23 protein-coding genes are annotated in these 26,763 nt (G+C 72.6%); 11 read left to right on the top strand and 12 right to left on the bottom strand.

What is annotated here, in order from left to right; genetic code table 11:
- A partial coding sequence (locus ABZ386_RS07565) for a hypothetical protein (protein WP_358964120.1) occupies positions 1 to 499 on the bottom strand: 499 nt, incomplete at its 3' end.
- Positions 500 to 581: 82 nt separating this feature from the next.
- Here ABZ386_RS07565 and ABZ386_RS07560 point away from each other — a divergent pair.
- Entirely contained in the window at positions 582 to 1,265 is a 684-nt protein-coding gene (locus ABZ386_RS07560; RefSeq protein WP_358964118.1) for a hypothetical protein, read from the top strand.
- Positions 1,266 to 1,287: 22 nt separating this feature from the next.
- On the opposite strand, the gene ABZ386_RS07555 is transcribed toward ABZ386_RS07560, so the two are convergent.
- Positions 1,288 to 1,575, bottom strand: coding sequence for a DUF3040 domain-containing protein (locus ABZ386_RS07555; protein WP_114250444.1), 288 nt, complete (start codon positions 1,573 to 1,575; stop codon positions 1,288 to 1,290).
- Positions 1,576 to 1,968: 393 nt separating this feature from the next.
- On the opposite strand from ABZ386_RS07555, the gene ABZ386_RS07550 reads away from it, so the two are divergent.
- Positions 1,969 to 2,709, top strand: a complete 741-nt coding sequence (locus ABZ386_RS07550; RefSeq protein WP_358964115.1) for a class I SAM-dependent methyltransferase — start codon at positions 1,969 to 1,971, stop codon at positions 2,707 to 2,709.
- Between the two features lie 46 nt (positions 2,710 to 2,755).
- On the opposite strand, the gene ABZ386_RS07545 is transcribed toward ABZ386_RS07550, so the two are convergent.
- From ABZ386_RS07545 to ABZ386_RS07535, 3 genes are all read right to left on the bottom strand, one after another.
- Positions 2,756 to 4,018 carry a cation:proton antiporter gene (locus tag ABZ386_RS07545; RefSeq protein ID WP_351336565.1) on the bottom strand — a complete coding sequence of 421 codons (1,263 nt, stop codon included), beginning with the start codon at positions 4,016 to 4,018 and terminating at the stop codon, positions 2,756 to 2,758.
- A 246-nt stretch (positions 4,019 to 4,264) separates the two neighbouring features.
- Complete coding sequence (locus ABZ386_RS07540; RefSeq protein ID WP_356614895.1) at positions 4,265 to 5,728, bottom strand: L-fucose/L-arabinose isomerase family protein; 1,464 nt, start codon at positions 5,726 to 5,728, stop codon at positions 4,265 to 4,267.
- Between the two features lie 33 nt (positions 5,729 to 5,761).
- Positions 5,762 to 7,024 (bottom strand): MFS transporter, encoded by a 1,263-nt coding sequence (locus tag ABZ386_RS07535; protein WP_351336570.1) that lies wholly within the window; start codon positions 7,022 to 7,024, stop codon positions 5,762 to 5,764.
- 209 nt (positions 7,025 to 7,233) lie between these two features.
- On the opposite strand from ABZ386_RS07535, the gene ABZ386_RS07530 reads away from it, so the two are divergent.
- Positions 7,234 to 11,172, top strand: a complete 3,939-nt coding sequence (locus tag ABZ386_RS07530) for a glycosyl hydrolase (protein ID WP_358964113.1) — start codon at positions 7,234 to 7,236, stop codon at positions 11,170 to 11,172.
- Between the two features lie 47 nt (positions 11,173 to 11,219).
- On the opposite strand, the gene ABZ386_RS07525 is transcribed toward ABZ386_RS07530, so the two are convergent.
- From ABZ386_RS07525 to ABZ386_RS07510, 4 genes are all read right to left on the bottom strand, one after another.
- A complete protein-coding gene (locus ABZ386_RS07525) occupies positions 11,220 to 12,236 on the bottom strand; it encodes a LacI family DNA-binding transcriptional regulator (RefSeq protein ID WP_351336575.1) in 1,017 nt (338 codons plus the stop codon).
- Between the two features lie 114 nt (positions 12,237 to 12,350).
- A complete protein-coding gene (locus tag ABZ386_RS07520; protein ID WP_351336578.1) occupies positions 12,351 to 13,121 on the bottom strand; it encodes a carbonic anhydrase in 771 nt (256 codons plus the stop codon).
- Positions 13,122 to 13,275: 154 nt separating this feature from the next.
- Positions 13,276 to 14,538 carry an MFS transporter gene (locus ABZ386_RS07515; RefSeq protein ID WP_351336580.1) on the bottom strand — a complete coding sequence of 421 codons (1,263 nt, stop codon included), beginning with the start codon at positions 14,536 to 14,538 and terminating at the stop codon, positions 13,276 to 13,278.
- A 119-nt stretch (positions 14,539 to 14,657) separates the two neighbouring features.
- Positions 14,658 to 15,071: a helix-turn-helix domain-containing protein gene (locus ABZ386_RS07510; protein WP_355728158.1), complete on the bottom strand. Its 414-nt coding sequence runs from the start codon at positions 15,069 to 15,071 to the stop codon at positions 14,658 to 14,660.
- A gap of 78 nt (positions 15,072 to 15,149) precedes the next feature.
- Between ABZ386_RS07510 and ABZ386_RS07505 the strand changes: the two genes are divergently transcribed.
- The 3 genes from ABZ386_RS07505 to ABZ386_RS07495 are packed head-to-tail and all read left to right on the top strand — an operon-like array spanning position 15,150 to position 17,845.
- On the top strand, positions 15,150 to 16,001 hold the full coding sequence (locus ABZ386_RS07505) for a class I SAM-dependent methyltransferase (RefSeq protein WP_351336586.1): 852 nt from the start codon (positions 15,150 to 15,152) through the stop codon (positions 15,999 to 16,001).
- A gap of 51 nt (positions 16,002 to 16,052) precedes the next feature.
- Positions 16,053 to 16,763: a ThuA domain-containing protein gene (locus ABZ386_RS07500; RefSeq protein WP_355728154.1), complete on the top strand. Its 711-nt coding sequence runs from the start codon at positions 16,053 to 16,055 to the stop codon at positions 16,761 to 16,763.
- Positions 16,733 to 17,845, top strand: a complete 1,113-nt coding sequence (locus ABZ386_RS07495) for a Gfo/Idh/MocA family oxidoreductase (protein WP_358964109.1) — start codon at positions 16,733 to 16,735, stop codon at positions 17,843 to 17,845. Before ABZ386_RS07500 ends, ABZ386_RS07495 begins: the two co-directional genes overlap by 31 nt.
- Before the next feature lie 5 nt (positions 17,846 to 17,850).
- Here the strand turns inward: ABZ386_RS07495 and ABZ386_RS07490 are convergent, their stop codons facing one another.
- On the bottom strand, positions 17,851 to 19,329 hold the full coding sequence (locus ABZ386_RS07490; RefSeq protein WP_356505689.1) for a glutamate--cysteine ligase: 1,479 nt from the start codon (positions 19,327 to 19,329) through the stop codon (positions 17,851 to 17,853).
- A gap of 122 nt (positions 19,330 to 19,451) precedes the next feature.
- On the opposite strand from ABZ386_RS07490, the gene ABZ386_RS07485 reads away from it, so the two are divergent.
- The 3 genes from ABZ386_RS07485 (at position 19,452) to ABZ386_RS07475 (ending at position 22,595) form a co-directional block, all read left to right on the top strand.
- The gene (locus tag ABZ386_RS07485) at positions 19,452 to 20,687 is read left to right on the top strand and encodes an MFS transporter (RefSeq protein WP_358964106.1); all 1,236 of its coding nucleotides are present in this window, start codon (positions 19,452 to 19,454) and stop codon (positions 20,685 to 20,687) included.
- 247 nt (positions 20,688 to 20,934) lie between these two features.
- Complete coding sequence (locus ABZ386_RS07480) at positions 20,935 to 21,813, top strand: SDR family oxidoreductase (protein ID WP_114250457.1); 879 nt, start codon at positions 20,935 to 20,937, stop codon at positions 21,811 to 21,813.
- Between the two features lie 53 nt (positions 21,814 to 21,866).
- Entirely contained in the window at positions 21,867 to 22,595 is a 729-nt protein-coding gene (locus tag ABZ386_RS07475; protein WP_351336602.1) for a maleylpyruvate isomerase family mycothiol-dependent enzyme, read from the top strand.
- 6 nt (positions 22,596 to 22,601) lie between these two features.
- Here ABZ386_RS07475 and ABZ386_RS07470 read toward each other — a convergent pair whose 3' ends face one another.
- Entirely contained in the window at positions 22,602 to 22,997 is a 396-nt protein-coding gene (locus ABZ386_RS07470; RefSeq protein ID WP_351336605.1) for a MarR family transcriptional regulator, read from the bottom strand.
- 87 nt (positions 22,998 to 23,084) lie between these two features.
- On the opposite strand from ABZ386_RS07470, the gene ABZ386_RS07465 reads away from it, so the two are divergent.
- On the top strand, positions 23,085 to 24,566 hold the full coding sequence (locus tag ABZ386_RS07465; protein WP_358964103.1) for an MFS transporter: 1,482 nt from the start codon (positions 23,085 to 23,087) through the stop codon (positions 24,564 to 24,566).
- 146 nt (positions 24,567 to 24,712) lie between these two features.
- On the top strand, positions 24,713 to 25,960 hold the full coding sequence (locus ABZ386_RS07460; RefSeq protein WP_351336611.1) for an ABC transporter substrate-binding protein: 1,248 nt from the start codon (positions 24,713 to 24,715) through the stop codon (positions 25,958 to 25,960).
- A 60-nt stretch (positions 25,961 to 26,020) separates the two neighbouring features.
- On the opposite strand, the gene ABZ386_RS07455 is transcribed toward ABZ386_RS07460, so the two are convergent.
- Entirely contained in the window at positions 26,021 to 26,761 is a 741-nt protein-coding gene (locus ABZ386_RS07455) for an ABC transporter ATP-binding protein (protein WP_351336614.1), read from the bottom strand.
- Between the last annotated feature and the right edge of the window lie 2 nt (positions 26,762 to 26,763).

The following is a 26,763-nucleotide window of genomic DNA, read 5'->3' as shown; positions in this document are numbered from 1 at the left end:
TGTGGTGCTTGCCGTGGCCGAAGTCCTTGCCGTGGTCGTCGTGCCTGCCGTGCTCGTCACCCTTGCCGTGCTTGTCGCCGAACGCGTCCTTGTCGTGCTTGAAGCCGTCCGAGCCGTCGTCGGCGTTCACGGCGGCCAGGGCTCCGCCACCCGTGTGGACACCGCCGCGCGGCTTGTGGTGCTTGCCGTGGCCGAAGTCCTTGCCGTGGTCGTCGTGCCTGCCGTGCTCGTCACCCTTGCCGTGCTTGTCGCCGAACGCGTCCTTGTCGTGCCTGGAGCCGTCCTGGTCGTGGTCCGCGGTCACGGCGGTCAGGGCTCCGCCACCCGTGTGGACTCCGCCGCGCGGCTTGTGGTGTTTGCGGTCCTTGTCGTGCTCCTTGCTGTAGGAAGTGGTGTCGTGGTCCCGGTCACCCGTCACCTCGGCGTAGGCGGCGGGCGCGGCGATCGCGAGGGCGGCGGTTGCCGTGGCCGTCGCGAGCAGCATGCGGGCAGAGCGCATCGGTGAATCCTTCCGTCGCGAGCCGGGCAGCTGACGCCTCGCCAGCTCACGAGACCCGGCCTCGACGTGAACACCGTCAGTCATGCCGGGCCGTCCCACCATCCAGGGCGTTCACTCGGGTTACGACCCCACCCTGACGGCGGCACTCCGCTGCGTCCCCTCCGGCCGCGCGGTCCGCAACCCGCGGCTCCCCGGCGCCGTCTCCTACGGCGACACGCGGGTCGGGACCGTTCCGGCCCGGGAGCAATCGCGGGAGGCGCTCATGGCCATGGTCGGCCTGTTCTGGATCGGCGAGGACTCGGTGTACGTGGGGGCCGAGCCGGTGGGAGGGGCCTCCGGGGTGCGGCTGACCGAGGCCGGCGTGGAGACGCTCGGGGCAGGCCAGGGCACATTCTGGGCGTGGGACGAGGTGGTCCGGATCGGGACCGACGGCGTACCCGTCCGGTCGGGTGCGCGCAGGATGGCGTCGATGGCGTTCGACGCCGTGCTCGCCGCGGTGACAGGGGGCGGCGGCGAGCTGCCGCCCGCCTTCCTCGTGGAGCTGGTGGCGGCCGAGGAGACCGTCGAGGTCACCGCGCATGTGGCGGTCGCCGGTGGGATCTATCAGCCGTCCGAGTACGAGCTGTCCGTCGCGCTCCTGGAGCGGCTCGCCGAGGGGCGTGCCGAGGTCGGCGACCTCCTCAGGTGGGGCCGTGACCACGCGGCCGAGGGCACTCCGCCGCGGGAGGAGCGTGAGGCGCTGCTGCGGAAGTGGGCCGGCGTGTAGCGCCCAGGCGCCCGCGGGCGCGTCACCGCGGCCCGGGCCCCCGGTGCCCCGTACGGGTCGGGTCCGGGTCGACCAGCTGCGCCGCCATGCCGACGAGGACCAGCCCGCCCGCGATGAGCAGCCCCTGGGACAGGGCGATGCCGCAGCCCAGGACGGTCACGCCGAGGGCCAGCCCCCACCAGGCGCCGGTACGCCGGTATTCGCGGGGCCGGGCGGGGCGGCCGGTCCGCAGGGCTCGGGCGAATCTGGGGTCCTCCCGCTCGAGTCGCGCGGCGAGATCGACCAGGCGTTCGTCTTCGGACCGGGGCACGGCTTCTCCTTCCCGAACCCTGCGGCGCTCGGAGGCAGGGCACGGCCGAGGACAGGGCAAGTCGTGGGGTGGAGGGCCACGTGAGGGTGCGGAGACGGACAGCCCGCCGAGACGCGACACGGCCGCTCTCACCAGGGCTTCAGCTTCTCCCTCCTCCAGCGGCTTCCGCCATCGGGCCCAACCCTCATCCTTCCCGGCGACGGCACCCCACGAACGCCGGACCGTGAGACGGGTGTTCGGCCCGAGGGCGGGTTGCGCCACACAGCGCGCCGGACCGGACCCCGCCCACGCCCACGCCCGGATCCCGCCCGCACCCGGATTCCACCCACGCCCGGACCTCACCCGGCCCAAATCGTGTTGACCGCCCCCGGCAGGCACTGCTGGAGTCGGCACGTGGACAGCATCCCCGCCAACCGGCGGCTCTGGAACCAGATCAGCGGCGCCTACCAGCAGAGGCACGACTCGCGAATCGGCGCCGCACCCCGGCTGTGGGGCATGTACTCCATCCCCGACGCGCATCTGCGCGCCTTGGGCGACGTCACCGGCAAGCGCGTCCTCGAACTCGGCTGCGGCGCCGGCCAGTGGTCCAGGGCGCTCGCCGCCGAGGGCGCCAGTGTGGTCGGGCTCGATCTGTCCGAAGCCCAACTCGCCGCGGCGGCCCGCGCGATGGGAGCGGCCCGCTACCCGCTGGTGCAGGGCGCCGCCGAACAACTCCCCTTCGCCGCCGACACCTTCGACCTGGTGTTCTGCGACTTCGGTGGGCTCAGCTGGGCGCCCCCGCACCTGGCCGTCCCGCAGGCCGCGCGCGTCCTGCGCCGAGGCGGGCGCCTGGTGTTCAACGTCGCCAGCCCATGGTTCGAGGCGTGCTACGACGAAGCCGCCGGCCGCGTGACCACGACGCTGCAGCAGGACTACTTCGGGCTGAACACCATCGCCGAAGACGACGGCGCGACCAGCTATCAGCTCACCTACGGCGACTGGGTCAGGGTCCTGCGCGGCGCGGGTCTCGTCATCGACGACCTCATCGAGCCGCGGCCCGCACCCGGAACAACCAACGGCTACAACGAAACCGACCCACCCGACTGGGCACACCGCTGGCCGGCGGAACTGCTCTGGGTGACCCACAAACCGTGAGTTCCGCCGCGCCGGGACGTGAGGGCCTCGCCTCGCCGGACACCCCCTAACGCTCGGCCGGTTCGGCGGGACGCGGGGCGGGTGTCGTGGTGTCCGGCGGGGGCTCGACGGCGTGCGGCGGGGCCGTGCGGCCCGGCAGGAGGGTCTTCCCGGCCCGGAGCGCGCGGGCGAGCAGGTGGGCGCGGCCGGCGGCGATGGGGCCGAGCACCGCGAGGACGAGGACGTACCCGGCGATGAACGGGGCGAGGCGGTCGTCGAGCCCGGCGGTGGCGGCCATGGCGGCCAGGATCAACGCGAACTCCCCGCGGGCGACGAGCGTGGTGGCGATCTCGGCGGCGGGCTCGGTGCCGTAGCGGTACACGCGGGCGACGAGGAGACCCGCGATGACGTTCATCACGAGGGTCAACGCGGCCGCCGCCGCGACCGGTCCGACGACGGAGACGATGTCGCCGGGGTCGATGGAGAGTCCGAAGGCGAAGAAGAAGATCGCCGCGAAGGCGTCGCGCAGCGGATGCACCAGGTCCCGGATGCGGGGCCCGGAGGGAGTGCCGGCGAGGATCAGGCCGACCATGAACGCGCCGATGGCGTCGGCGACTCCGAGGACCTCGGCGACGCCGGCGACGAGGACGGCCGCGCCGAGGAAGCTGATGACGAGCAGTTCGTTGTCGCGGGTCGCGATGAGACGCCCGACCACCTTGGTGCCGTAGCGGGCGGCGGCGGCCAGCAGCAGGAGGAAGCCGAAGGCCTTGGCGGCCTGCAGGGCCATGTCCCCGACGCCCTGGGCGCCGCTGATGACCGGCTGGAGCGCGGCGAGGTACAGCGCGAGGAAGATGTCCTCGACGACGATGACGCCCAGGATGAGGCGTGTCTCGGGGCGGCCGATGCGGCCGAGGTCGATGAGGATCTTGGTGACGATGGCGGACGAGGAGATGCCCAGGACACCGGCGAGCACCAGCGCCTCCCGGACGCCCCAGCCCAGGGCGAAGCCGAATCCCAGCCCGGCGCCGACGTTGAGCAGCAGATAGATCCCGCCCGCGGTCAGCAGGCGCCGGCCGCCGCTCTTGAGGTCGTCGAGGTGGAACTCCAGGCCCAGGTAGAACAGCAGCAGCACCAGCCCGAGCGCGGAGAGCATCTCGAAGTCGTGGGCGTCCTGGACGATGACCAGGCCCGGGGTGTGCGGGCCGAGCAGGATGCCCGCGAGCATGAACAGCGGGATCGTCGGGAGTCCGATCCTGCCGCCGAGGCGGGCGAGGAACGCGGCGGCCAGGAAGGCGCCGCCCATGGCGAGGAGGCTGTCAGCGTGTCCCACGGGTCACCGCCTTCCCCTCCGCATGAAAGGTGGATCGTTTCTGCGTGCGAGGGTGGATGGGCTCCTCCTTCTGGTGATGTACCGGACATCGTGCTTCTTGTCGGCGTCTGCCCGGAGTCGCGGTCATCACGACATGCGAAGCTCCGGCCGTGGCCACTCTCACACGCGGCCCGGCGGCCTCACCATCGGTGCTCGCACCCATTTCCGGGTGCGGACGAGACCCGTCCTCGCCAGGCGGCGGTCTCGTCACACCTGCCGGTGGTCGATGCCCAGCAGGCTCGCCGCCGCCCGGAAGTCGGCCGCGTGGTGGCCGACCGCGAGGGACCAGTGGTGGCCGACGCCCGTGGCGCTCCACGCGTCGACCCATTCACCGGGATCACGGCCGAAGTCGACCCGGCTGGTGGTGTTGCCGATCTCCAGCAGCGGTCCGGGGACGACGGTGCCCTCGGAGGTGACGAACGACAGGCTGCCGTCGGCGTCCTGGCCGAGGCCGAGCAGGGTGACGGGCCCGTGCTGGACGTCGAACTCGACGCTCACGCCCCAGCCGCGTTTGCCGTGGTAGACGCCGAGGCCGCGCAGCAACGGGTCGCGGGCGCTGACCGCGAGGTGGGCGGGTCCGTCGTGGCCCATCTCCACGACGCCGTCCTCGAAGTTCAGGGCCTGGATCTCGGTGAAGGAGCCTCCCGCGCCGACGCTCTGGGTGGCCAACTGCGCGACGGAGGTGCGCAGTTCGTATTCGCCGGCCGCGGGCACGCCCCGGGCGGTCAGCAGGGACGCGCCGAGGATCATGCCGGCGCCGAGGCGCTCGTGGAGTTCGCCGTCGAGGCCGCGGTGGTAGTAGGCGAGGCTGTCCAGTGCGAAGTCCTCCACCAGCCGGTCCAGGGCGACCGACACGGTCGCGCCCCAGGCGAAGTCCTCCTCCACCACGCTGTCGTCGAGGGTGAAGACCTGCCGGGCGAGCGCCATCCGCGCGCGGGTCTCCGCCTCGGTCACGCGCTCCACGCGGTGCCGCAGGTCGTCGAACTCCAGCACCTCGACGTGCGAGCCGAACGTCGTGGCCAGCAGTGTGGGATCGGTCTGCACGTCGAGCATGCCGGGGTAGACGTGTCCCATGAGTCCGTGCCGGGCGTGCCGGAGGGCGGCGCGGATGTGCGCGGCCCGGATCCACTGCTCGATGCGCCGCCAGGCGGACTCCTGCCGCAGCCAGCCCGACACCGACCGGAAGGGGATGCCGGCGCGCCGGAAGACGTTGCCGACCTCGGGGACGGGGCACTGCCCGCAGTAGGCCAGCCACGCCCCGGTGTCGAACGAGGCGTGGTCCATCCGCTCGGTCGGCTGGAGGTCGATGACCAGGACCGGCGTGTGCGAGCGCTGGGCGATCGGCAGGACCATCGACGAGGTGAGGTACGTCGTCAGGAACAGCACGATCAGGTCGCAGTCGGCGCGGCGCAACTCCTCGGCGGCGCGGGCCCCTTCCTGGGCGTCGGAGACGAACCCTGCGTCGGTGACCTCGGCGTCCATCCCCCGGAAGCGCTCGGCGACATAGGCGGCCGACTCCTTGAGCTGTGGGAGGAGGCCGGGGAACTGCGGCCAATACGTGCCGAGTCCGCCGGCGACCAGTCCGATCCGGGTGCGGCGCCGGGTGACCGGCGGGAGCAGGTCGCGCAGGGCGGCGGCCCGTATGGCCGTGCGGTCCGCTGTCGTTGCCATGGTCGGTGCTCCTTGTCGGGGTGGTCCGGCGGCTCAGGTGCTGGGCACGCGCAGGTCCGCTCTGTCCGCCGCGGCGCCGGCGGAGCGCGGGACCAGGACGCGGATGATGAACACGCCCGCGAGGGCCGCCGCGGTCATGCAGGCGGTGATCGTCCAGAGCAGGACGGACGGGCTGTGGTCGGCGAGCGCGGGGGTGAAGAAGGCGGCGACCGCGAAGACGCCCCGGGACAGGGCGTAGGTGAGGCCCTGGGTGGTGCCGCGGGTGTCGGCGGGCAGCGTCAGCTGCGACCACACCTTGTAGTTCGCCTCGCCCGCGAAGGGGTTGGAAAGCTGGTAGAGCACGAAGAAGACGAGCATCCCGACGAGGGCGCCCGCGGTCAGGGACGCGATGACGAAGGCGAGGATCTGCACCACCGCGGCCGTGTGGAACAGCCGGTCGCGCCAAGGGGTGTCGGCGACGCGCACGAAGGCGAAGGTGAGCAGCACGCCGATGGGGATGAAGGCCAGGTTGATGCCGGTGGCCAGGCTCTGGGAGGCGTCGCTGACGGTGACGAGCAGATAGGTGCCGAACTGGCCGAAGGTGTTGGCGCCGAGGCCCCAGGTGACGTAGAAGACGAACGTCGCGGTCATCGGCAGCAGGGCGGCGCGGTTCCAGACGTTCTTCAGCGAGACGCCGCGGGGGGCGGGGTCCGCCTCCTGGTCTTCCGTGTCCGGCTCGTCGGACAGCTTCAGCCGGGACCTGAGGGCCCAGGTGACGAGCGCGGCGACGGCCAGTTGCCCGGTGATGAGCCGGGCCCCGGTCATGCCGGTGGTGGACAGCACGAAGCCGAGGAAGATGGAGACGGCGATGCCCAGCATCCACATGACCTGCGTGAAGGCCACGAGCCTGCCCCGGGCCCAGGAGGGCGCGGCGTCCGAGACCACGGCCAGGGACGTCGGCAGGTCGGCGCCGGCGGCGAGGCCCGCGACGAGGACGCCGATCAGCAGCGTGATGTCGTCCGGCGCCAGCGTGATGACGATCGCGCCGAGCGCGAAGCAGAAGATGTCCCAGTTGTAGACGCGGCGGCGGCCGAAGAGGTCGGCGAGCCGGCCGCCGACGAGGGATCCGACGGCGATGCAGCCGGTGACGATCGCGCTGATCGCCCCGGCCATCCATACGCCCATGTCGTAACTGTCGCGGTAGATGGCCAGGTTGACGGAGATGCCGACGATCAGCCCGGCGTCGAGATAGGAGGCCATGCCCGACAGGGCGGCGGCTTTCCAGAGCGGTGTGGGGATGGGGCGGGTACCGGCCATGATGCGACTCCGTCGTCTGGTGACATCGCGGTTCCGGGGGGCCTGGTCGCAGCGAATATAGGGCGAGAAAAACGTTGCAACAAGGTGTCGCGCACGCATGCGTGAAACGACGTCGTCCTCGGCCGTGCCGTTCACGGATATGGCGTGACCGTTCCAGCTCGCCTACGGTGAAGGTGGCCTAAAAACGTTTTAGGGGAAGGACCGCGCCCGTGCTCTCCCCCACGCTCCGGCAGCTGTTCGAGGACCCGCCCCGCGCTTTCGGCCCCACTCCCCTGTGGTGGTGGTCGGGTGCGAAGGTCACCCGTGAGCGACTCGCCTGGCAGTTGCGGGCGTTCGCGGAGGGCGGTGTCCACAACCTCGTCGTGATCAATCTGGCTCCGGCCGGACCCACGTTCGGCGCCATGGCCGACGATCCCGCGTGGTTCGGCGAGGAGTGGTGGGACCGCTTCACCGACGCCTGCGAGATCGCGGCAGAACTCGGCACCCGCCTGTGGTTCTACGACCAGATCGGGTTCTCCGGGGCCAATGTGCAGGGGACGGTGACACGGCGTCATCCCGAGGCGGCCGGGCTGGCGCTGCGCTGCCGCGAGGTGAAGGTCTCCCGGGGCCTGGTCGCGGTGGGGGACTCCGAGATCCCGCTGGCCGCGTACACCCCGCTCGGCCGGCGCCTCGACCTCGGCCCGGACGGTGCCGTCGCGGCCGCCGACGGCACCGAGGTGCGGCTCGTCACCGCCGTCCCCACGGCGTTCGACTACCTGGACCCGCACGCCGTCGGCCTGTTGATGGACGCCGTCCACCACGAGTACGACCGCCGCGTGCCCCAGTACCTCGGCACCGTCGTCGCGGGCAGCTTCCAGGACGAACTGCCCGGCACCAACGCCTGGAGCCACCGCTTCGCCGCCGAGTTCCGCGCCCGGCGCGGCTACGACCTGCTCGACCACCTGCCGGCCCTGTTCGGCCCGGACGCCGGCCCGGCGGAGGGGAAGATCCGCGCCGACTACTACGCGGTCCGCGCGGAGTTGACCGAGGAGGCCCTGTTCCGGCCGCTCGCCGACTGGCACCGCGAGCGCGGTCTGCTGCTGGGCAGCGACCAGAGCCACCCCGCCCGCGCGGGCTACCCGTCCCAGTCGACGCAGCTCTACACCGACTACTTCCGCACCCACCGCTGGTACGGCGCCGCCGGCAGCGACCACCACGGCGACGCCAAGGTGCACTCCTCCATGGCCCACCTCTACGGCCACGACCGCGTCTGGATCGAGGCGTTCCACTCCTCCGGCTGGGGCGGCACGCTGGAGGACACCTACCACTGGCTGCTGCCGTTCCTGCGCAGCGGCGCCAACCTGTACAACCCGCACGCCAGTTACTTCGGCACCGCGGGCGGCTGGTTCGAGTGGGCGCCGCCGTCCACCGACTGGCGCCAGCCCTACTGGAAGCAGTACCCGGCGTTCTCGCGGGCGGTGGCGCGGATCTGCTCGATCATGTCCTGGGGCGGCTACGCGGCCGACGTGGCGGTCCTGTACCCCACCGCCACCATGCAGACGCTCATCCCGCTGGACGCGCCCGTCCAGCACTTCGGCGACGGCCGGCTGGGCGAGGCCCACGCCGCCGCCGACGAGACGCAGCGCCACTACCTGGACCTGTGCGGCACCAACAACTGGCTCGCCCCGCACCCCGGTTCGCTCGACCGGCACGGCATCTCCTTCGACGTCGTCGACGACGACTCCGTCCAGCGCGCCGAGGCCACGGACGGCGCCCTGCGGATCCGGGACCTGGCCTACACCGCCGTGCTGCTGCCGTCGGCGAGCGTGCTGGAGGAGGAGACGGCGCGCCGGCTGGCCGAACTCCTCGACGCGGGAGGGCGGGTCGTCGTCGTGGGCCGGCCGCCCGCGACGGCCGCGGGCCGGGCCGGTGACGACTCCGTGGTGGCGGCCCTGCTGGCCCATCCCCGGCTGGAGCGGGTGCGCGACCCGGAGGCCGGTGCGCGGGCGCTGGCCGACGCCGCCGGGCACGCGACGGGTGACGTGCCGCTGCTCGTCCGGCGGAGGGGGAACGAGGCGGTGGCGCTGGTGACGGCGGCCTTCCCGGAGATCGGCGCGCATCCGCTCCGGCCCGGCCCCGCCCCCGCCGCCACCGGCACCGTGTCCGTCACCGTACGGGCGGAGGTCGCCGAGGCCGAGGTCTGGAACCCGGCGACCGGATCCCGCGGTCCCGCGCGCGTCACCGTCGCCGGCGACGGTACGGGCTCGACCGTCGAGGTGCCGCTGGACGGCGCCCCCGCGGTCCTGGTCGTCTGGCGGGAGGGCAGGCCGGCGCCGCGGTCCGCTCCCGTGGGTGAGGCGGCCCCGCGGGTGGACGACGTCTCGACCGGGTGGCAGGGCCGGCTGGTCCCCACCATGGACAACACCTGGGGCGATCTGGCGCTGCCCGAGGGAGCGCCGGTGGACGAGCCGCAGATCTGGACCATGCGGTGGAGCGAGGGCGAGGCGTGGGAGCGGATCCGGGCCACGTACGGCAACCGGGTCCGGGTCCTGCCCCCGGTGCCCGTCGACCAGGCCCCCGAGCCGCTGGACGGCCCGCGCGCGGAGCGGATCCTCGCCGGGGAGCTGCCGCTCGTGCCGCCGGACGCGGGCTGGGAGGTCTCGGTGTACTCGGCGAGCCGCGGCATCCCGGACCAGGGCGGGCTGCTGGGCACCAAGGGGCTGGTGAACGAGGAGTTCGTCCGTGTCCCCGTGCCGGTCGGCGGGACGGCGGCCCGGGTCCGCGCCCTCGTGGAGACCGGCCACCGGGGGCCCGCCGAGCTGCACGTCGGCGCCGAGGCCGTCAAGCGGGTGTGGTGGAACGGCGAGTTGCTCGCCCCGGAGAGCGGCGGGTACGTGGCCTCGGCCCGGGTCACGGTGTCCCGCGCGCGCAACGTCCTCGAGTACGAGCTGTCCGGCGCCCAGGACCGGCCCTCGACGATCTCGGCGACCGCCGGCACGCCCCTGGGCAGCTTCTACTGCCTGTCCGAGCCGGGCGGGCTCGGGCCCCGGCCGCGGTTCATGCGCCCGCCCGAGGACGTACGGCCGGACGGCCGGGTCACCTATCGGGCGCGGCTCCGGGTGCCGGGCGGCGAGGCGCGGGCGGTGCTCGTCGTGGGTGCCGCCTCGGCGGTCACCGTGCTGCTCGACGGGGAGGTCGTGGCGCGGCAGGAGGAGGTGGAGTACTACGCGGCGGACTGGGGCACCGTGCCGATGTTCTTCCGCCACGAACCGGTGCTCGGGGCGGGCGAGCACACGCTGGAGGTCGTCGCCGACGGCGCCGGCGCCCGGGACGCGGTCTTCGTCGACCTGGTGGTGCGTTCAGGCCCCGAGGTGACGACCCTGGTCAGCGGCGCCGGCTGGGAGGTCGAGTCGGGCGGCCGGCGGGGGCGGACGGTCGAGGACGACCGCAGGCGCGGCGAACTGCGGCACTGCCACGCCGCGGTGCGGCCGCATCCGCTGCCGGACACCGCCTGGCTCACGGGCCGACCAGTGCTCGGCGGCACGGTGTGGCCGTCGCGCTCCACCGACGGCGTCCACGCGTCACCGCAGCGCTTCCGGTTCACCGTCCCCGCGGGCACGGTGGCGCTCGACCTGCCGTTGGCGCTGCCCGCGCGCGTACGGGTCGGGGACGACACGGAACGGCCGTCGGCCGGCGGGCAGCTGACACTGGACCGGCCGCTGCCGGCGCCGGCCTCCGTCGAGGTGGTCACCGAGCCCACGGCGGTCCTGCGGGGCGGCTCCGCCTGGCGGGGGCCGGTGCGCGTACGGACCGCGCCGGCACCGCTGCCCCTGGGCGACTGGCGGGACCTGGGGCTGGGGAGCTGGAGCGGGGGCGTGACGTACACGCGGGTGCTCCGGGTGCCGCCCGGGCCCGATCCCGTGCTGGATCTGGGGCGGGTGCGGGGCAGCGTGGAGGTGTCGGTCGACGGGGAGCCGGCCGGGGAGGCGTTCTGCGCGCCGTACCGCTTCCCGCTGCGCGGGGCCGGCGGCCGCACCGTCCGGCTGGAGGTGACGGTCCGCGGCACCCTGGCGCCGTACCTCGCGGAGGCCACACCGACCGCGTGGGCTTTCGAATCCCAGCTGTCGTCGGGGCTGTGGGGGCCGGTGACGCTACGGATCCCCGAGTAGCCGGTACAGCACCCGGGAGCAGGCCGGCCACCCGCAGTCGGGAGTCCTCAGTCCTCGGCAGGCCGGGTGGAGTCCCGCAGGACGAGACCGGGGGCGAAGACGCGGGTTTCGTGGAGGTGGTCCGCGCGGGCCTCGATCTCGTCGAGCAGCATCTCCACCGCCGCCCGTCCGAGGTCCTCGACCGGCTGCCGGACCGTCGTCAAGGTGGTCGCGCCGAAGCTCGCGATGTCGAGGTCGCCGTAGCCGACCACCTGCACGTCCTCGGGGATGCGCACGCCGCGCTCGGTGAGGCCCCGGCACAGGCCGGCCGCGAGGAAGTCGTTGGTGCAGAACACCCCGTCGGGCAGGTCCTCCAGCCCGCGGGCGATCTCCGCGCCGTACGCGACGGTCATCTCCTCGGCGACGACCTGGTCCAGCCGGGCCTCGCGCCGGCTGCGCACGGCCTGCCGGGCGCCCTGGTACCGGTCGGCGCACTGCCGTATGCCGCGCTCGCCGTTGACGACGAGGATGTCCCGCGCCCCGCTGTCGAGGAGGTGCTGTACGGCGATGCGCCCGCCGGCGATGTCGTCGACGGAGGCCGAGCAGCCGTCACGGTCGGGCATCGCGCGGTCGGCCAGGACGAGCGGGATGCCCCGCTCGCGCAGCCGGGCGAGCCGGCCCGGGTCGGCGCTGAGCGGTACGACGACCACGCCGACGGCCCGCTGCTCGACGAGCATGCTGAAGTAGCCCTGTTCCCGCTCCGGGGCGTCCCCGCTGTGGCAGAGGACGAGGGAGTAGCCGTGGTCGTACGCGGCGTCCGCCGCGCCCCGGGCGATGCGCGCGTAGAAGGAGTTGGTGACGTCGGGCAGCACCAGCCCGATCGCGGAGGCGCGCCCGGTGCGCAGGCCGGCGGCTCCGGGGTGGGGGACGTAGTCGAGCGCGGCGACCGCGACGCGGACGCGTTCGGCGGTCCGGGCGTTGACGCGCTCGGGCCGGTTGAGCACGTTCGACACCGTGGAGACGGAGACGCCCGCGGCGGCCGCGACGTCCTGGATGCGGGCGGGGCGTGCCGGAACGGCGTCCACCCCCTCGCTGTTGCAGCCGTGCGACCAGGCACGACCGTGGCCTTCATGGGCGCCGCAAGTATAACGTGGCCGGGCGTGGAACGTTTTTCCCGCCCGGCCCCCGTGGTCTGTCGGTCAGGCCGAGGGCGCGCCGGTGAGGACTTCCACCCGGCCCGTGTCGAGCGAGTAGTAGGCGCTGACGACCGCCAGGTCGCCCTTCTTCACGAGCGGGCCGAGGTCCTTGTTGGTCCGCAGGTCGGCGGCGGTCTGCTTGATGTGGATCCGGACCATCGCGTCGACCGGGTCGGCGTGCTTCTTCTTGACGGTCTCCCGATAGGCGGGCCGCAGGGCGTCGGAGATCGACTGGAGGTTGCCGGGCAGCGTCTTGCCGTCGCGCATCGCCTCGTAGGCCGCCTTGATGGCCCCGCAGCGCTGGTGCCCGAGGACCACGATCAGCGGGGTGCCGGACGTCATCGGCCCGTACTCCACGGAGCCGACGACCACCGGGCCCACGACCTGCCCGCCGGTGCGCATCACGAACAGGTCGCCGAGGCCCGTGTCGAAGAGGAGCTCCGGCGGGACGCGGGAGTCGATGCAGGACAGGATCACGCCGTACGGGTCCTGTGCCTCGGCGACGAACTCGCGCCGCTTCGGGTCGCGGTCGGGGTGCTGGAGTTTTCCGTCCACCCAGCGCTTGTTGCCGTCCATCAGCCGGGCGAACGCCGCCCAGGGCGAGTCCGGGCGGGCGGCCGCCGCGGGAGAGGGTGCGGGGGTGCTCGGCGCGGCCGCGGCCTTCCCCGTGGGCGTGCTGTCCGACGTCGACGAGCAGGCGGTGAGCAGAGCCGCGCCGGCGGCCAGCCCACCGGTGAGTATGGCCCTGCGCTGCGGTGTTGCGGCGGTCCCCATGTGGCCGTCCCCTTTCGGTCGCCCCGCTTCCCCTGGTGGGAGGGGGTGATGCCACTGTCGTGGGAGGCCGGTAAACGCCCGTACAGCGCTGGTGCAGGGCAGGAGAAGGACTCATCCAAAACGCGCGAGGTAGCCGGGGCCGGACGTTCGGTGATCAGGACCGCACCGTGGCGGTCCCGGTGGGCGTCCCGGCCTCGCCGCTGCCGAACCGGACCCCCTTGGCCTCCTTGCCCAGCGCGCTCAGCAGGATCACCACGGCCAGGGTGGGCACGATGGTCCACGCCATCGCCGACGGGTAGCCGTGCCGCTCGGCGAGGGCCTCCTGGATCGGCAGGTTGAGCGCGGCGATCAGGTTGCCGAGCTGGTAGGTGACGCCCGGGTAGAAGCCCCGGACGGCGTCCGGGCTCATCTCGGTCAGATGCGCCGGGATGACGCCCCAGGCGCCCTGCACGCACACCTGCATCAGGAAGGACGACAGCATCAGCCAGCCGACCGTGGTGGACAGGACGAAGAACGGCACCACGACCAGTCCCCCGGCCGCCGCGATCATGATGGTCCGGCGGCGCCCCAGCCGCTCGGAGTAAGCGCCCAGCAGCACACCGCCGATGATGGCGCCGATGTTGTAGACCACGGCGATCGCGATGGAGGTGTTCGCCGACAGGTCCAGGCCCTTCTTCACGAAGGTCGGGTAGATGTCCTGGGTGCCGTGCGACATCCAGTTGAAGGCGGTCATCAGCGCGACCAGGTAGACGAAGCGCCGCAGCACGGCCGGGTTCCTGAACACCTGGTGCGCGGGTGTGCGGTTGAGCCGGACGCTCTTCTCCCACACCTCGCTCTCCTCCACCCGGCTGCGCACCCACAGGGCGACCAGGGCGGGCAGCAGGCTGAAGGCGAACAGGCCGCGCCAGCCGAAGACGGGCTCGATGACGAAGAACGCCACGGCGGCCAGCAGATAGCCCAGCGAATAGCCGCTCTGCAGCAGGCCCGACCAGAAGCCGCGCCTCTCGGTGGGGATCTTCTCCATGGCCAGGGCCGCGCCCAGGCCCCACTCGCCGCCCATGCCGATGCCGTAGAGCAGGCGCAGCACCAGCAGCACGGTGTAGTTCGGCGCGAAGGCGCAGGCGAAGCCGACGATCGAGTAGAAGACGACGTCGACCATGAGCGGTACGCGGCGGCCCTTGCGGTCCGCCCACATCCCGAAGAGCAGGGCGCCGATGGGCCGCATGACCAGCGTCGCCGTGGTGAGGAAGGCCATGTCGGTCAGGGAGACATGGAAGTCGTCGGCTATCTCGCTGTAGACGAGCACGACCAGGAAATAGTCGAACGCGTCCATCGCCCAGCCGAGATAGGCGGCCACGAAGGCATTGCGCTGGTCTCTCGTCAGACCCGCCGCCTGCCCTTTCACGGTATTCAGCACTGCGGCCTCCCGAAGTTCGCAGCCGAGGCTAGGCAGCGGGCATCGGGAATCGGGCAAAGCCCGGACCAGGATTGCACCAAAGGTCGCCGGGGCGGGCGCGGGGCCGGGGCGAGCGCCCCCTAACGGCCGGGGACCCGTCGTCCCGGTGCGGTCGCCTCGTCCAGGAGGCGGCGGAAGGTGCGGCATTCCAGATGGCTCGGTGCCGGGCAGGCGGCGGCGTGCCGCAGGGAGTCGCGCAGCACGCCCAGTTCGCGGATCCTGCGCTCCAGTTCGTCCGCCTTGGCCGACAGCATCCGCCGGTCGATCCGCGGCTGTCCGTCCGGCGCGAACATCCGGGCGATCTCGTCGAGGGAGAACCCGGCCGTCCGCCCCAGCGCGATCAGCGCCAGCCGCTCCAGCACACCGGGGTCGTACTGGCGGCGCAGGCCCCTGCGGCCGGTGGCGGCGATCAGCCCCTTCTCCTCGTAGAACCGCAGCGTCGAGGCGGGCACCCCCGCGCGCCGCGCCACTTCCGCGATGTCCAGGTCTGTCATTCCCTTGACCTCAAGTCGACTTGAAGTAGAACGCTGTCATCCCGACCTGACGAAGGCAAGCAGAAGGAGAGATTCGACATGGACGCCTCGCGCAGGACCGACGACGCACAGGCCGCCCGGTGGAACGGGCCGGCCGGGCACGCCTGGGTGGATCTCCAGGGTGTGCTGGACGAGATGTTCCGGCCCTTCGAGGAGCTGCTCGTGGAGGCCGTGTCCGCCGAGGGGGCGGGCCGGGTGCTCGACATCGGCTGCGGTACGGGCGGCATCACCCGGGCCGTCGCCCGACGGGTCGGTCACTGCGTCGGGGTCGACCTGTCCGGCCCGATGATCGACACGGCCCGGGCGCTCGCCGAGCGGGAGGGGGCGCCGGCGTCCTTCGTGCGCGCCGACGCGCAGGAGCACGCGTTCGAACGCGGCGCCTTCGACGCCGTCATCTCGCGTTTCGGCGTCATGTTCTTCAGCGATCCGGTCCGGGCCTTCGGGAATCTGCGGAGCGCCGTCCGGGACGAGGGCGGGCTGTTCTTCGTCGCGTGGCGCGGCCCCGCGGAGAACCCGTTCATGACGACGGCCGAACGCGCCGCCGCGCCGTACCTGCCGGACCTCCCGCCCCGCCGGCCGGACGAGCCCGGGCAGTTCGCGTTCGCCGACCCGGACCGGGTGCGGCGCGTCCTGGCGGAGAGCGGCTGGGCCGGGATCGACATCCGGCCGGTCGACGTGGTGTGCACCCTGCCGGAGCGGGAGCTGGTGCGCTACTTCACCCGGCTCGGTCCCGTCGGCATGATCCTGCCCGAGGCCGACGAGGAGACGCGGGCACGGATCGTCGAGACGGTCCGCCCCGCGTTCGACCCGTTCGTGCAGGGCAGTGAGGTCCGCTTCACCGCGGCCTGCTGGATGGTCTCCGCACGGGCCTCGTCCGCGAAACTTTCGTGACGCCAGGCCCTCTTTTCGAAGCGCGGGCGGCCTGCGCATAGTGAGATCACGATGACGCAGAAGAGAGCCCTGGTTGTCCGAGGCGGGTGGGAAGGCCACGAGCCGGTCAAGGCCACGGAGCTGTTCCTGCCCTTCCTCCGGGACAACGGATACGTCGTCCGGGTCGAGGAATCGACCGACGTCTACGCCGACGCCGCCGAGCTGGCCGGCACCGACCTCGTGGTCCAGTGCGTCACGATGTCGGAGATCACGTCCGAGCAGTTGGCGGGCCTGAGCTCCGCGGTCGTGGCCGGCACCGGCTTCACCGGCTGGCACGGCGGCATCGCCGACTCCTTCCGTGCCTCGGCCGACTATCTCCACCTGGTGGGCGGCCAGTTCGCCACCCACCCCGGCAAGGAGCCCTGCGAGCGGCGGGGCGAGGCGGCGGACAACTTCCTGCCGCACACCATCACCTTCACCGGGGCCGGCCGGGAGCACCCGGTCACCGCCGGCCTCGCGGACTTCGAGCTGGACACCGAGCAGTACTGGGTGCTGCACGACGACCTCATCGACGTCCTGGCCACCACCACGCATCCCACCCGGCCCTGGCAGCCCTGGCACCGGCCGGTGACCTCGCCGGCGGTCTGGACCCGCCGGTGGGGTGCCGGGCGGATCGTGGTGACGACCCCGGGGCACAGCGTCGACGTGCTGGAGCACCCCACCGTCCGCACCGTCATCGAGAGGGGCATGCTGTGGGCGACGCGCACCGCATCGGCGTCGTAGGGCTCGGGGTCATCTCCCGCGCGTACCTGGACACGCTGGCCGGTCATCCGGCCGTGCGCGTCACCGCGGTCGCGGACCTCGACGCGGCCCGGTCGGCCGCGGTCGCCGCCGAGCTGCCCGGCGTCGCGGCGCTGCCCGTCGAGGAGTTGCTGCGCAGCCCGGACGTGGACACGGTCCTGAACCTCACCACCCCGGCGGCGCACGCGGAGGTCGCCCTCGGGGCGATCCGCCACGGCAAGCACGTGTTCGGGGAGAAGCCGCTGGCGGCGGACCTGGAAGAGGCCCGGGCCGTCATGGAGGCCGCCGCGCACAAGGGCGTCCGGGTGGGATGCGCGCCGGACACCGTGCTGGGCACGGGGGTCCAGACGGCGCGGGCGGCCGTGACGGCGGGGAGCATCGGACGCCCGCTGTTCGCCTCGGCCGTGATGGTCACACCGGGCCACGAACGCTGGCATCCGCACCCGGACTTCTACTACACGGCCGGCGGCGGCCCGCTGCTCGACATGGGCCCGTACTACCTGTCGTCCCTGATCCACCTGCTGGGCCCGGTGCGGGCCGTGGTCGGGGCGGCCGGGCGGCTGCGCACGGAGCGGGTCATCGGGTCCGGCCCGCGCGCGGGCGAGCGCATACCGGTCGAGGTGGACAGCCATGTCTCGGGCGTGCTGGAGCACGTGAACGGGACGCTGACGACCCTCACGACGAGCTTCGACGGGGTGGCGACCACGGCCGCCCCCATCGAGGTGCACGGCGAACGGGGCACCCTCGCGGTCCCCGACCCGAACCGCTTCGACGGCGAGGTACGCCTGCACGCGCTCGGCGACACGGGATGGCGCCCCCTCCCCGCGTCGGCGGGCTACGAGGACGGCGCCCGCGGCGTCGGCCTGCTGGACTTCCTCGCCGCCGAGGGGCGGCGCGCGAACGGCGAGGTCGCCCTCCACGTGCTGGACGCGATGACGGCCCTGCTGCGCTCCTCGGCCGAGGGGCGGCGGATCGGGCTGACGACGTCGGCGGAAGTGCCCCCGCCCGTGCCGCTGACGGCGGCTCAGGACTGGAGGGGCCAGGCCACGCCCGCTCCGGCGTGAGCGCCTCAGTCCACGGGCCAGGTGTGCACGGGCGCGTTCATGTGCATGTAGTCCATGTACGTCCTGGTCATCTGGCGCAGCGCCTCCCGCCGGTCGAAGACGCCCGCCTTCTCCAGGTGGTGCACCGTCTCGGCCTGCCACACGGCGCCGTTGCGGGCGGTGACGCAGCGCTGCTCGATGATGCCGAGCAGCGGTTCGCGCCAGGGGTCGTCCATGCCGGCCAGCTCCAGGCCCCGGTGGGCCAGGGGCAGCAGGCGCCGCAACACCAGCTCCGTCACCGGTACTTCGCCCACGCCGGGCCAGTACAGCCGGGCGTCGATGCCGTCGCGGGCCGCGGTGTGCAGGTTCTCCTCGGCGACCGAGAAGGACATCCGCGTCCACACCGGCCGGTCCTCGTCGACCAGGGCGCGGGTGAGGCCGTAGTAGAAGGCGCCGTTGGCGATGATGTCGGCCACCGTGGGGCCGGCGGGCAGGACGCGGTTCTCGATGCGCAGGTGCGGGCCGCTGTCGGTGACGGCGTAGATGGGCCGGTTCCAGCGGTAGATCGTGCCGTTGTGCAGGGTCAGTTCGCCCAGCTGCGGCACTCCGCCGCTGTCGAGCGTCCGCTGCGGGTCCTCGTCCTCGCACAGCGGCAGCAGGGCCGGGAAGTAGCGGACGTTCTCCTCGAAGAGGTCGAAGACGCTGGTGATCCAGCGCTCCCCGAACCACACCCGGGGCCGCACCCCCTGGGCCTTGATCTCCTCGGGGCGGGTGTCGGTGGCCTGCTCGAACAGGGGGATGCGGGTCTCGCGCCACAGCTCCTTGCCGAACAGGAAGGGCGAGTTGGCCGCCAGGGCGATCTGCACGCCCGCGATGGCCTGGGCCGCGTTCCAGTAGTGCGGGAACTCCTTCGGGGCGACCTGGAGGTGGAACTGGGTGCTGGTGCAGGCGGCCTCGGGGGTGATGGTGTCGGCGTAGGTCGACAGGCGTTCCACGCCGTCGACCGTGATCCGCAGGTCCTCGCCGCGCGCCGCGAAGATCTGCTCGTTGAGCAGCCGGTAGCGCGGGTCGCCGGAGAGGGCGGCCTCGCTCACGTCCGGCTCCCCCAGGGTCGGCAGGATGCCGACCATGATCAGGTGGGCGCCCACGGCCGCGGCGCGGTCCTCGGCGTGGTTGAGCGCGTCGCGGATGGCCTGCTCCCAGGAGCCGGGGCCGCCGGCCGTGAGCTGCCGGGGCGGGATGTTGATCTCCAGGTTGAAGCGGCCGAGCTCGCTCGACCAGGCGGGGTCGGCGATCGCCCGGAGCACGTCGGTGTTCCGCATCGCGGGGAGTCCGTCGTCGTCCACCAGGTTGAGCTCGATCTCCAGCCCGACCTGCGGGCGCTCGCTCTCGAAGCCCGACTCGCGCAGCATCCGCGCGAGCACCTCGAGGTCGGTGTGCATCTTCTCCCGGTACCGACGACGGTCCTCCCGTGTGAACACCAGGGCCGGTACGTCCCGTCCCATGCGCCCTCCCGCGTTCGCTCGGCGGACAGCTCTCGTCCCCAGCGTCGCACCTTGTCCTCACCCCCGCACCCACCTAGCCTGACTTTGTGCCGCGAATAAACAAATCCCGAACGCACAGTGCCGTGCCGGGCTACGGCAACTCCCTCACCCGACTCCGTGTCGCGCTCACCGTCTTCTTCGCCCTCGACGGTTTCGTCTTCGCCGGCTGGGTCGTCCGGATCCCCGCCATCAAGGAGCAGACCGACGCCTCCGCCAGCGCCCTCGGCCTCGCCCTGCTGGGCGTCTCCGCCGGAGGCGTCGTCACCATGACCCTCACGGGACGCCTGTGCCGCCGCTACGGCAACCACCGGGTCACCGTCGTCTGCGCCGTCCTGCTCTCCCTCAGCGTCGCCCTGCCCCCGCTCACCCATTCGACCCTGGCGCTCGGCCTGGTCTTGCTGCTCTTCGGCGCGGCGTACGGCGGGATCAACGTCGCCTTCAACAGCGCGGCGGTCGAACTGGTGACCGCGCTGCGGCGGCCGATCATGCCGAGCTTCCACGCCGCGTTCAGCCTGGGCGGCATGATCGGCGCCGGGCTGGGCGGGCTGGTCGCGGGGTCCCTCTCGCCCACCCGGCACCTGTTGCTGCTGACCGTCGTCGGGCTGCTGGTGACGGCCGCGGCGGGACCCACGCTGCTGCGGCACGAGCCCCCGGCGCCGCGCGAGCGGGAGCGGACCGAGCGGGGCGGCGCCCCTCGCCGGCTCGACGGCCGGACCCGGTGGCTGGTGATCGTCTTCGGCGTGATCGCCGGGTGCACCGCGTACGGGGAGGGGGCGCTGGCCGACTGGGGCGCCCTGCACCTGGAACAGGACCTGGACGCCTCGCCGGGCGCCGCGGCCGCCGGCTACTCCTGCTTCGCGCTCGCGATGACGGTGGGACGGCTGACCGGCACGACGCTCCTGGAGCGCCTCGGGCAGACCCGGACCGTCGTCGCCGGCGGCGCCACCGCGGCGGCCGGGATGCTGCTCGGCTCGCTCGCCCCCTCGCTGTGGGCGGCCCTGCTGGGGTACGCGGTCACGGGCCTGGGCCTCGCCAACCTCTTCCCCGTCGCCGTGGAACGCGCGGGCGCGCTCGCCGGCCCCGGGGGCGTCGCCACGGCTTCCACCCTGGGCTACGGGGGCATGCTCCTCGGCCCGCCCGCGATCGGTTTCATGGCGGACTGGTTCACCCTGCCGGCCGCGCTGACCAGCGTGGCGGTCCTCGCGGCGGTGGCGGCGGCCGTGGGGGCGCTCGTCGGGGCGGCGACGGGGCGGGCGGCCGGGGACCGTCAGCCGCGGCCGCAGGGGTCCGCCGCGGACACACCGGCCTCCCCCGGCTGACGGCCCGATCCCCGGGCACACACCGGCCCAGGCGAGACCGTCCGCTCCCGGCCGGCCGGCTGACGGCCCGATCCCCGGGAGCACACACCGGCCTCGGCGAGGCCGTCGGCTCCCGGGCTGAGGGGCCCGGTCGCCGCGGTCCGGCGATCCTCCGCGGTCGGCCGGTCGGCACTGCCGTGTTCCTGGGTACCCGGGGCCACGCCCGTGGTGATCACCGGGCCGTAGCCACGCACAAGGAGGCAGACCCGTGACCGAACAGCAGCACCCCGGCGAGCAGCACCCGACACCGGAGTTTCCCTCCCAGGACCAGCCGCACCCGGGCTGGACGGGCCCCATGGACCCGCCCCCGGACCACGGTGAGGAGTCCTACCGGGGCAGTGGCCGGCTGGCCGGCCGCAAGGCCGTGATCACCGGCGGGGACTCCGGGATCGGCCGCGCGGTGGCCCTGGCGTTCGCCCGCGAGGGAGCCGACGTGCTCTTCACCCATCTGGACGACGAGAAGGACGACGCCGCCGAGACCGCCCGGCTGGTCGAGGAGGCCGGCCGCCGTGCCGTGCCCGTCTCCTGCGACGTACGGGAGGAGGAGAACTGCCGGGCGCTGATCGGCCGTGCCGTGGACGAGTTCGGCCGGATCGACGTCCTGGTGAACAACGCGGCGTACCAGATGTCGCAGCCCGACGGCATCGAGTCGATCTCCACCGAGCAGTTCGACCGGGTGATGCGCACCAACCTGTACGGCATGTTCTGGCTGTGCAAGTTCGCCCTGCCGCACATCCCGGAGGGCGGCAGCATCATCAACTCCACGTCGGTGCAGGCGTACAAGCCCAGTCCGCATCTGCTGGACTACGCGACGACGAAGGGCGCGATCGTCACCTTCACCCAGGGGCTGGCGCAGATGGTGATCGACCGGGGCGTCCGCGTCAACGCGGTGGCGCCCGGCCCGGTGTGGACGCCGCTGATCCCGGCGACCATGCCGGACACGCAGAAGTTCGGCAAGCAGGCGCCGATCGGACGGCCCGCGCAGCCGGCCGAGATGGCACCGGCGTACGTCTTCCTGGCCTCGCAGGAGGCGTCGTACATCACCGCCGAGATCGTCAACGCGACGGGCGGGACGCCGCTGCCGTAGCGTGCCCCGATATTCCGGCGCTGGAGCGTGCTCCATAGGGCAGACTCGGCGCCATGGAGACCGCCGAGTTGCTTCGAGTGCTGGAGACAGAGGGCCGGTTGCTGGCCACGGCCGCCGAGGAAGCCGGGACGGACGCGAAGGTGCCGACGTGCCCGGGGTGGCAGGTGCGCGACCTGCTGTTGCACATGGGCACCGTGCACCGCTGGGCCGCCTCGTACGTGACCGAGGGGCACACCGAGCGCCGCCTGCTGGACGAACCCACCGGCCTGGACGGCGCGGAGCTCCTCGCCTGGTACCGCGACGGCCACAGCCGCCTCATCGGCGTGCTGGCCGGCGCCTCGCCCGATGTGGAGTGCTGGACCTTCCTGCCCGCGCCGTCCCCGCTGGCCTTCTGGATCCGGCGGCAGGCGCACGAGACGACCGTGCACCGGGTGGACGCGGAGTCCGCGCGCGGGGGCGGCACGACCGCCGTCGCCGCGGACTTCGCGACCGACGGCATCGACGAACTGCTGCGCGGCTTCCACGCCCGCCCCCAGAGCCGGGTCCGCACCCCCGAGCCGCGCGTGCTGCGGGTTCGCGCGGACGACACCGACGCGGTGTGGACCGTACGGCTGTCCCCGGAGCCGCCCGTGACCACGCGCGGCGCGTCCGAAGAGGCCGAGTGCGAACTGTCCGGCCCGGCCGAGCAGTTGTACCTGGCGCTGTGGAACCGGGCTCCCCTGCCGTCGGTCACGGGCGACCGGGCGCTCGCCGAGCTGTGGCGGGAGACCTCGGGGATCTGACCGGGCTCAGTCGTCCGCCAGCATCCGCGCCAGCACCGCGCGCTGCACGGGCAGTACCTCGCCGTGCAGCGCGCGCCCCTTCGCCGTGAGGGAGACCCGCACGCCCCGCCGGTCCTCGGGGCACATGCAGCGCTCGACGAGGCCCTCTTTCTCCAGCCGGGCGATCAGCCGCGACAGCGCGCTCTGGCTCAGATGGACCCGCTCGGAGATCTCCTGCACGCGGTAGGAGGGGGTGCCCTTCGCCGCCCGGCATCCGGCGAGGACGTCGAGCACCTCGAAGTCGCTGGCGCACAGGCCGTGTTCGTGCAGAACCCGGTCGAGTTCGCACTGTGTTCGCGCGTGCAGCGCCAGGATGTCGCGCCACTGTTCCACGAGCGCCTGCTCGGCCTGCTTCGCCGCCATGAGGACGCACCGTAACAGAGAACCGGGATTGTTGCACCCGAATTAAATGCACTTGCATCTCATGCATGCGCATGTAATCTCTCGGGCATGACCTCTCCGCTCACCACGCCGACGTCCGAAGGGCGTTGGACTCCCCGCCTCTGGGGCACCCTCCTGGTGCTCTGCGCCGCGATGTTCCTGGACGCCCTGGACGTCTCCATGGTCGGCGTCGCACTGCCGTCCATCGGCGCCGACCTCGGCCTGTCCACCTCCGCGCTGCAGTGGATCGTCAGCGGCTACATCCTGGGCTACGGCGGCCTGCTGCTGCTCGGCGGACGCACCGCCGACCTGCTGGGCCGGCGCCAGGTCTTCCTGGTGGCCCTGGGCGTCTTCGCGCTGGCCTCGCTGCTCGGCGGTCTCGTCGACTCGGGGCCCCTGCTCATCGCCAGCCGCTTCGTCAAGGGCCTGAGCGCGGCCTTCACCGCTCCCGCCGGCCTGTCGATCATCACCACGACGTTCCCCGAGGGCCCGCTGCGCAACCGCGCCCTCGCCATCTACACCACCTGCGGCGCCACCGGCTACTCGATGGGCCTGGTCTTCTCCGGGTTGCTGACGGAGGCCAGTTGGCGGCTCACCATGCTGCTGCCCGCCCCGATCGCCCTGATCGCCCTGATCGCGGGCCTGAAGCTGCTGCCGCGCAGCGAGCGCGAGCGCGCCGAGGGCGGTTACGACATCCCCGGCGCCGTGCTCGGCACCGCCTCGATGCTGCTGCTCGTCTTCACCGTCGTCGAAGCGCCCGAGGTGGGCTGGGGCTCGGCCCGGACGATCCTGTCCTTCGCGGCCGCGGCCGTCCTGCTGGCGGTCTTCGTGGCCGTGGAGCGGCGCAGCCCGAGCCCGCTGATCCGGCTCGGCGTGCTGCGTTCGGGGCCGCAGGTGCGGGCCCAGCTGGGCGCGTTGACGTTCGTCGGCAGTTACATCGGCTTCCAGTTCCTGGTCACGCTCTACATGCAGCAGCTGCTCGGCTGGTCGGCGCTGCACACGGCCCTGGCCTTCCTGCCGGCGGGCGCGCTGGTGGCGCTGTCCGCGACGAAGGTGGGCGCCGTCATCGACCGGTTCGGCACGGCCCGGCTGATCGTGCTGGGCTTCGCGCTGATGGTGGCGGGCTACGTGCTGTTCCTGCGCATCGACCTCGACCCGGTCTACGCGGCGGTGATCCTGCCGACGATGCTGCTGGTCGGCTCAGGCTTCGCGCTGACCTTCCCGTCCCTCAACGTGCAGGCCACCAACGGGGTCGACGAGCACGAGCAGGGCATGGTCTCGGGGCTGCTCAACACCTCGGTCCAGGTGGGCGGCGCGATCTTCCTCGCGGTGGTGACGGCGGTGGTGACCGCGAACTCCCCCGAGGGCGGCAGCCCCTCCCCGCAGGCCGTGCTCGACAGCTACCGGCCCGGACTGGTGGTCGTGACGCTCGTCGCCCTCGCCGGCCTGCTGATCACCCTCACCGGCCTGCGGCCCCGACGGAAGCGGCCGTCCGTCGTGGTCGCGAAGTCCACCCCGCAGGAGACGGAGCGCGTCCCCGTACGCGACTAGGGAGGCGAAGGCGGGCAGCACAATCGATCGAAAAAGTGTACGTTTCATACTTTTCCGGTCTCATGATGAGTTCTACGCTCGTGTACAGGTGGCGGGCGGAGGGCCGGCCAGCCGACCTCCGCCGCCCGTGACGAGCGGAGGCGGAGATGAAAGCGTCGACAAAGCGGTCCGCGATCTTCGCAAGCGCGGCCGCTCTGGTGGTGGCCGTCTGCGGTACGACGGGCACGGCCCAAGCCGAGCCGGGCGATGGTGAGCTCCAGTTCGGCTACGTCCTGCCGGAGACGGGACAGCTGGCCTACCTGGGCCCGCCCCAGATCGAGTCGTTGAAGTTCGCGATCCAGAAGATCAATGACGCCGGTGGGGTCCTGGGCAAGCCCGTGCCGGCCGTGGTCTCCAGTGACGAGGCGGGCCAGGAGGCCGTCGCCGCGCAGTCGGCGGACCGGGTCCTCGCGGCAGGCGTGGACGCGATCGTCGGCGCCGCGGCGTCCGGCATGTCGCTGGCGTTCATCGACCGGGTGACCGGAGCGGGCGTCGTGCAGTGTTCGGGGTCGAACACCGCTCCCACGTTCACCGACTACGAGGACGACGGCTTCTACTTCCGTACCGTCCCGAGCGACGCGCTGCAGGGGCCCATCCTCGCGGATGTCGTCCGCGACGACGGCCACGACCGGGTGGCCCTGGTCGCACGGGCGGACGACTACGGGCGTGGCCTGATGGAGGCCACCCGCAAGACGCTGGAGGAGCGCGGTGCGACGGTGACGCTCGCCGAGACCTACGACCCGGAGGCGACCAACTTCGACCAGGTCGTCCAGCAGATCGAGAACTCCCGGCCGGACGCCGCCGTGGTGATCGCCTTCGAGGAGGGCACCCAGATCCTCCAGGGCATGATCGAGTCCGGACTCGGGCCCGACCGGATCGGTGTCTACGGCGCCGACGGACTGCGCAGCGAGGAACTGCCCTCGCTGGTGGCGCCGGGCCAGCCGGAGCGGCTCTCCGGGATGAAGGGGACCGCGCCGGCCTCGGCGTCGAACGAGCAGTACGTGAAGGACCTCAAGGAGTTCGCGCCGGATCTCAAGGAGCTGCAGTTCGCACCGCAGGTGTTCGACTGCGTGACGACGATCGCGCTCGCCGCCGAGAAGGCGGAGTCCGACGACCCGGGCGCGTACGTGAAGGAGATGAACGGGATCACCCGGGACGGCGAGAAGTGCAACTCGTTCGCCGCCTGCAAGAGGCTGCTCGCCGACGGCAGGGACATCGACTACGAGGGTGTGAGCGGACCCCTCGACTTCACCGACCAGGGCGAGCCCGGCCAGGCGTCGATCGAGGTGTACGGCTACAACGACGAAGGACGGCTGGAGACCCTGCGGACCGAGACCAGCAGGGCCGCGGAGTGACCGGGAGGACCCACGGGCAGGACCGGGGAGAACCGGCAGGCAGGACCGGAGAGACGGGAGTCAACGAACGCGGGCGAGCGTGCCGAGGTAGAGCTCGATCACCTTCTCGTCGTGCAGCAGGGCCGTACCCGTGCCGGTGTACGCGTTGCGGCCCTGGTCGAGGACGTAGCCGCGGTCGCAGAACTGCAGGCACCTGCGGGCGTTCTGCTCGACCATGAGCACGGCGACGCCCGCGCTGTTGATCATTCTGCACCGGTCGAAGACGTGGTCCTGGTGGAGCGGTGACAGGCCGGCCGACGGCTCGTCGAGCAGCAGCAGTTGCGGTTCCATCATCAGGGCGCGGGCCATCGCGAGCATCTGGCGTTCGCCGCCGGACATCGCGCCGGCCTTCTGCCTGCGGCGGTCGGCCAGCACGGGGAAGAGCTCCTCGACCGCCGCGACCCGCCGCGCGTGGTCCTTGGGCCGCAGGTAGACCCCCATCCGCAGGTTCTCCTCGACGGTCAGCGTGGGAAACACGTTCTGCAGCTGCGGTACGTAGCCCACACCCCGCCGGACCAGCTCGTGCGCGGGCCGGCCGGTCACGTCCTCGCCGCGCAGCCGCACGGTCCCGCCGCGCACCCGCAGCAGCCCGAAGACGGCCTTGACCAGCGTCGACTTCCCGGCGCCGTTGGGGCCGATCACGCCGACCACCTCGCCCGGCCGCACCTCGACGCTGCAGCCGCGCAGCACATCGACACCGGGCACGTAGCCGGCGACGATGTCGTCTGCCGCCAGCACCGGCACCTGCTCCTCGGCGGACATCG

The sequence above is a fragment of the Streptomyces sp. NPDC006140 genome (assembly GCF_040628815.1).
Taxonomy (GTDB): Bacteria; Actinomycetota; Actinomycetes; order Streptomycetales; family Streptomycetaceae; genus Streptomyces.
Note: the sequence above shows the minus strand (reverse complement) of the source record. Positions and strands in the feature narration are given on the sequence as shown.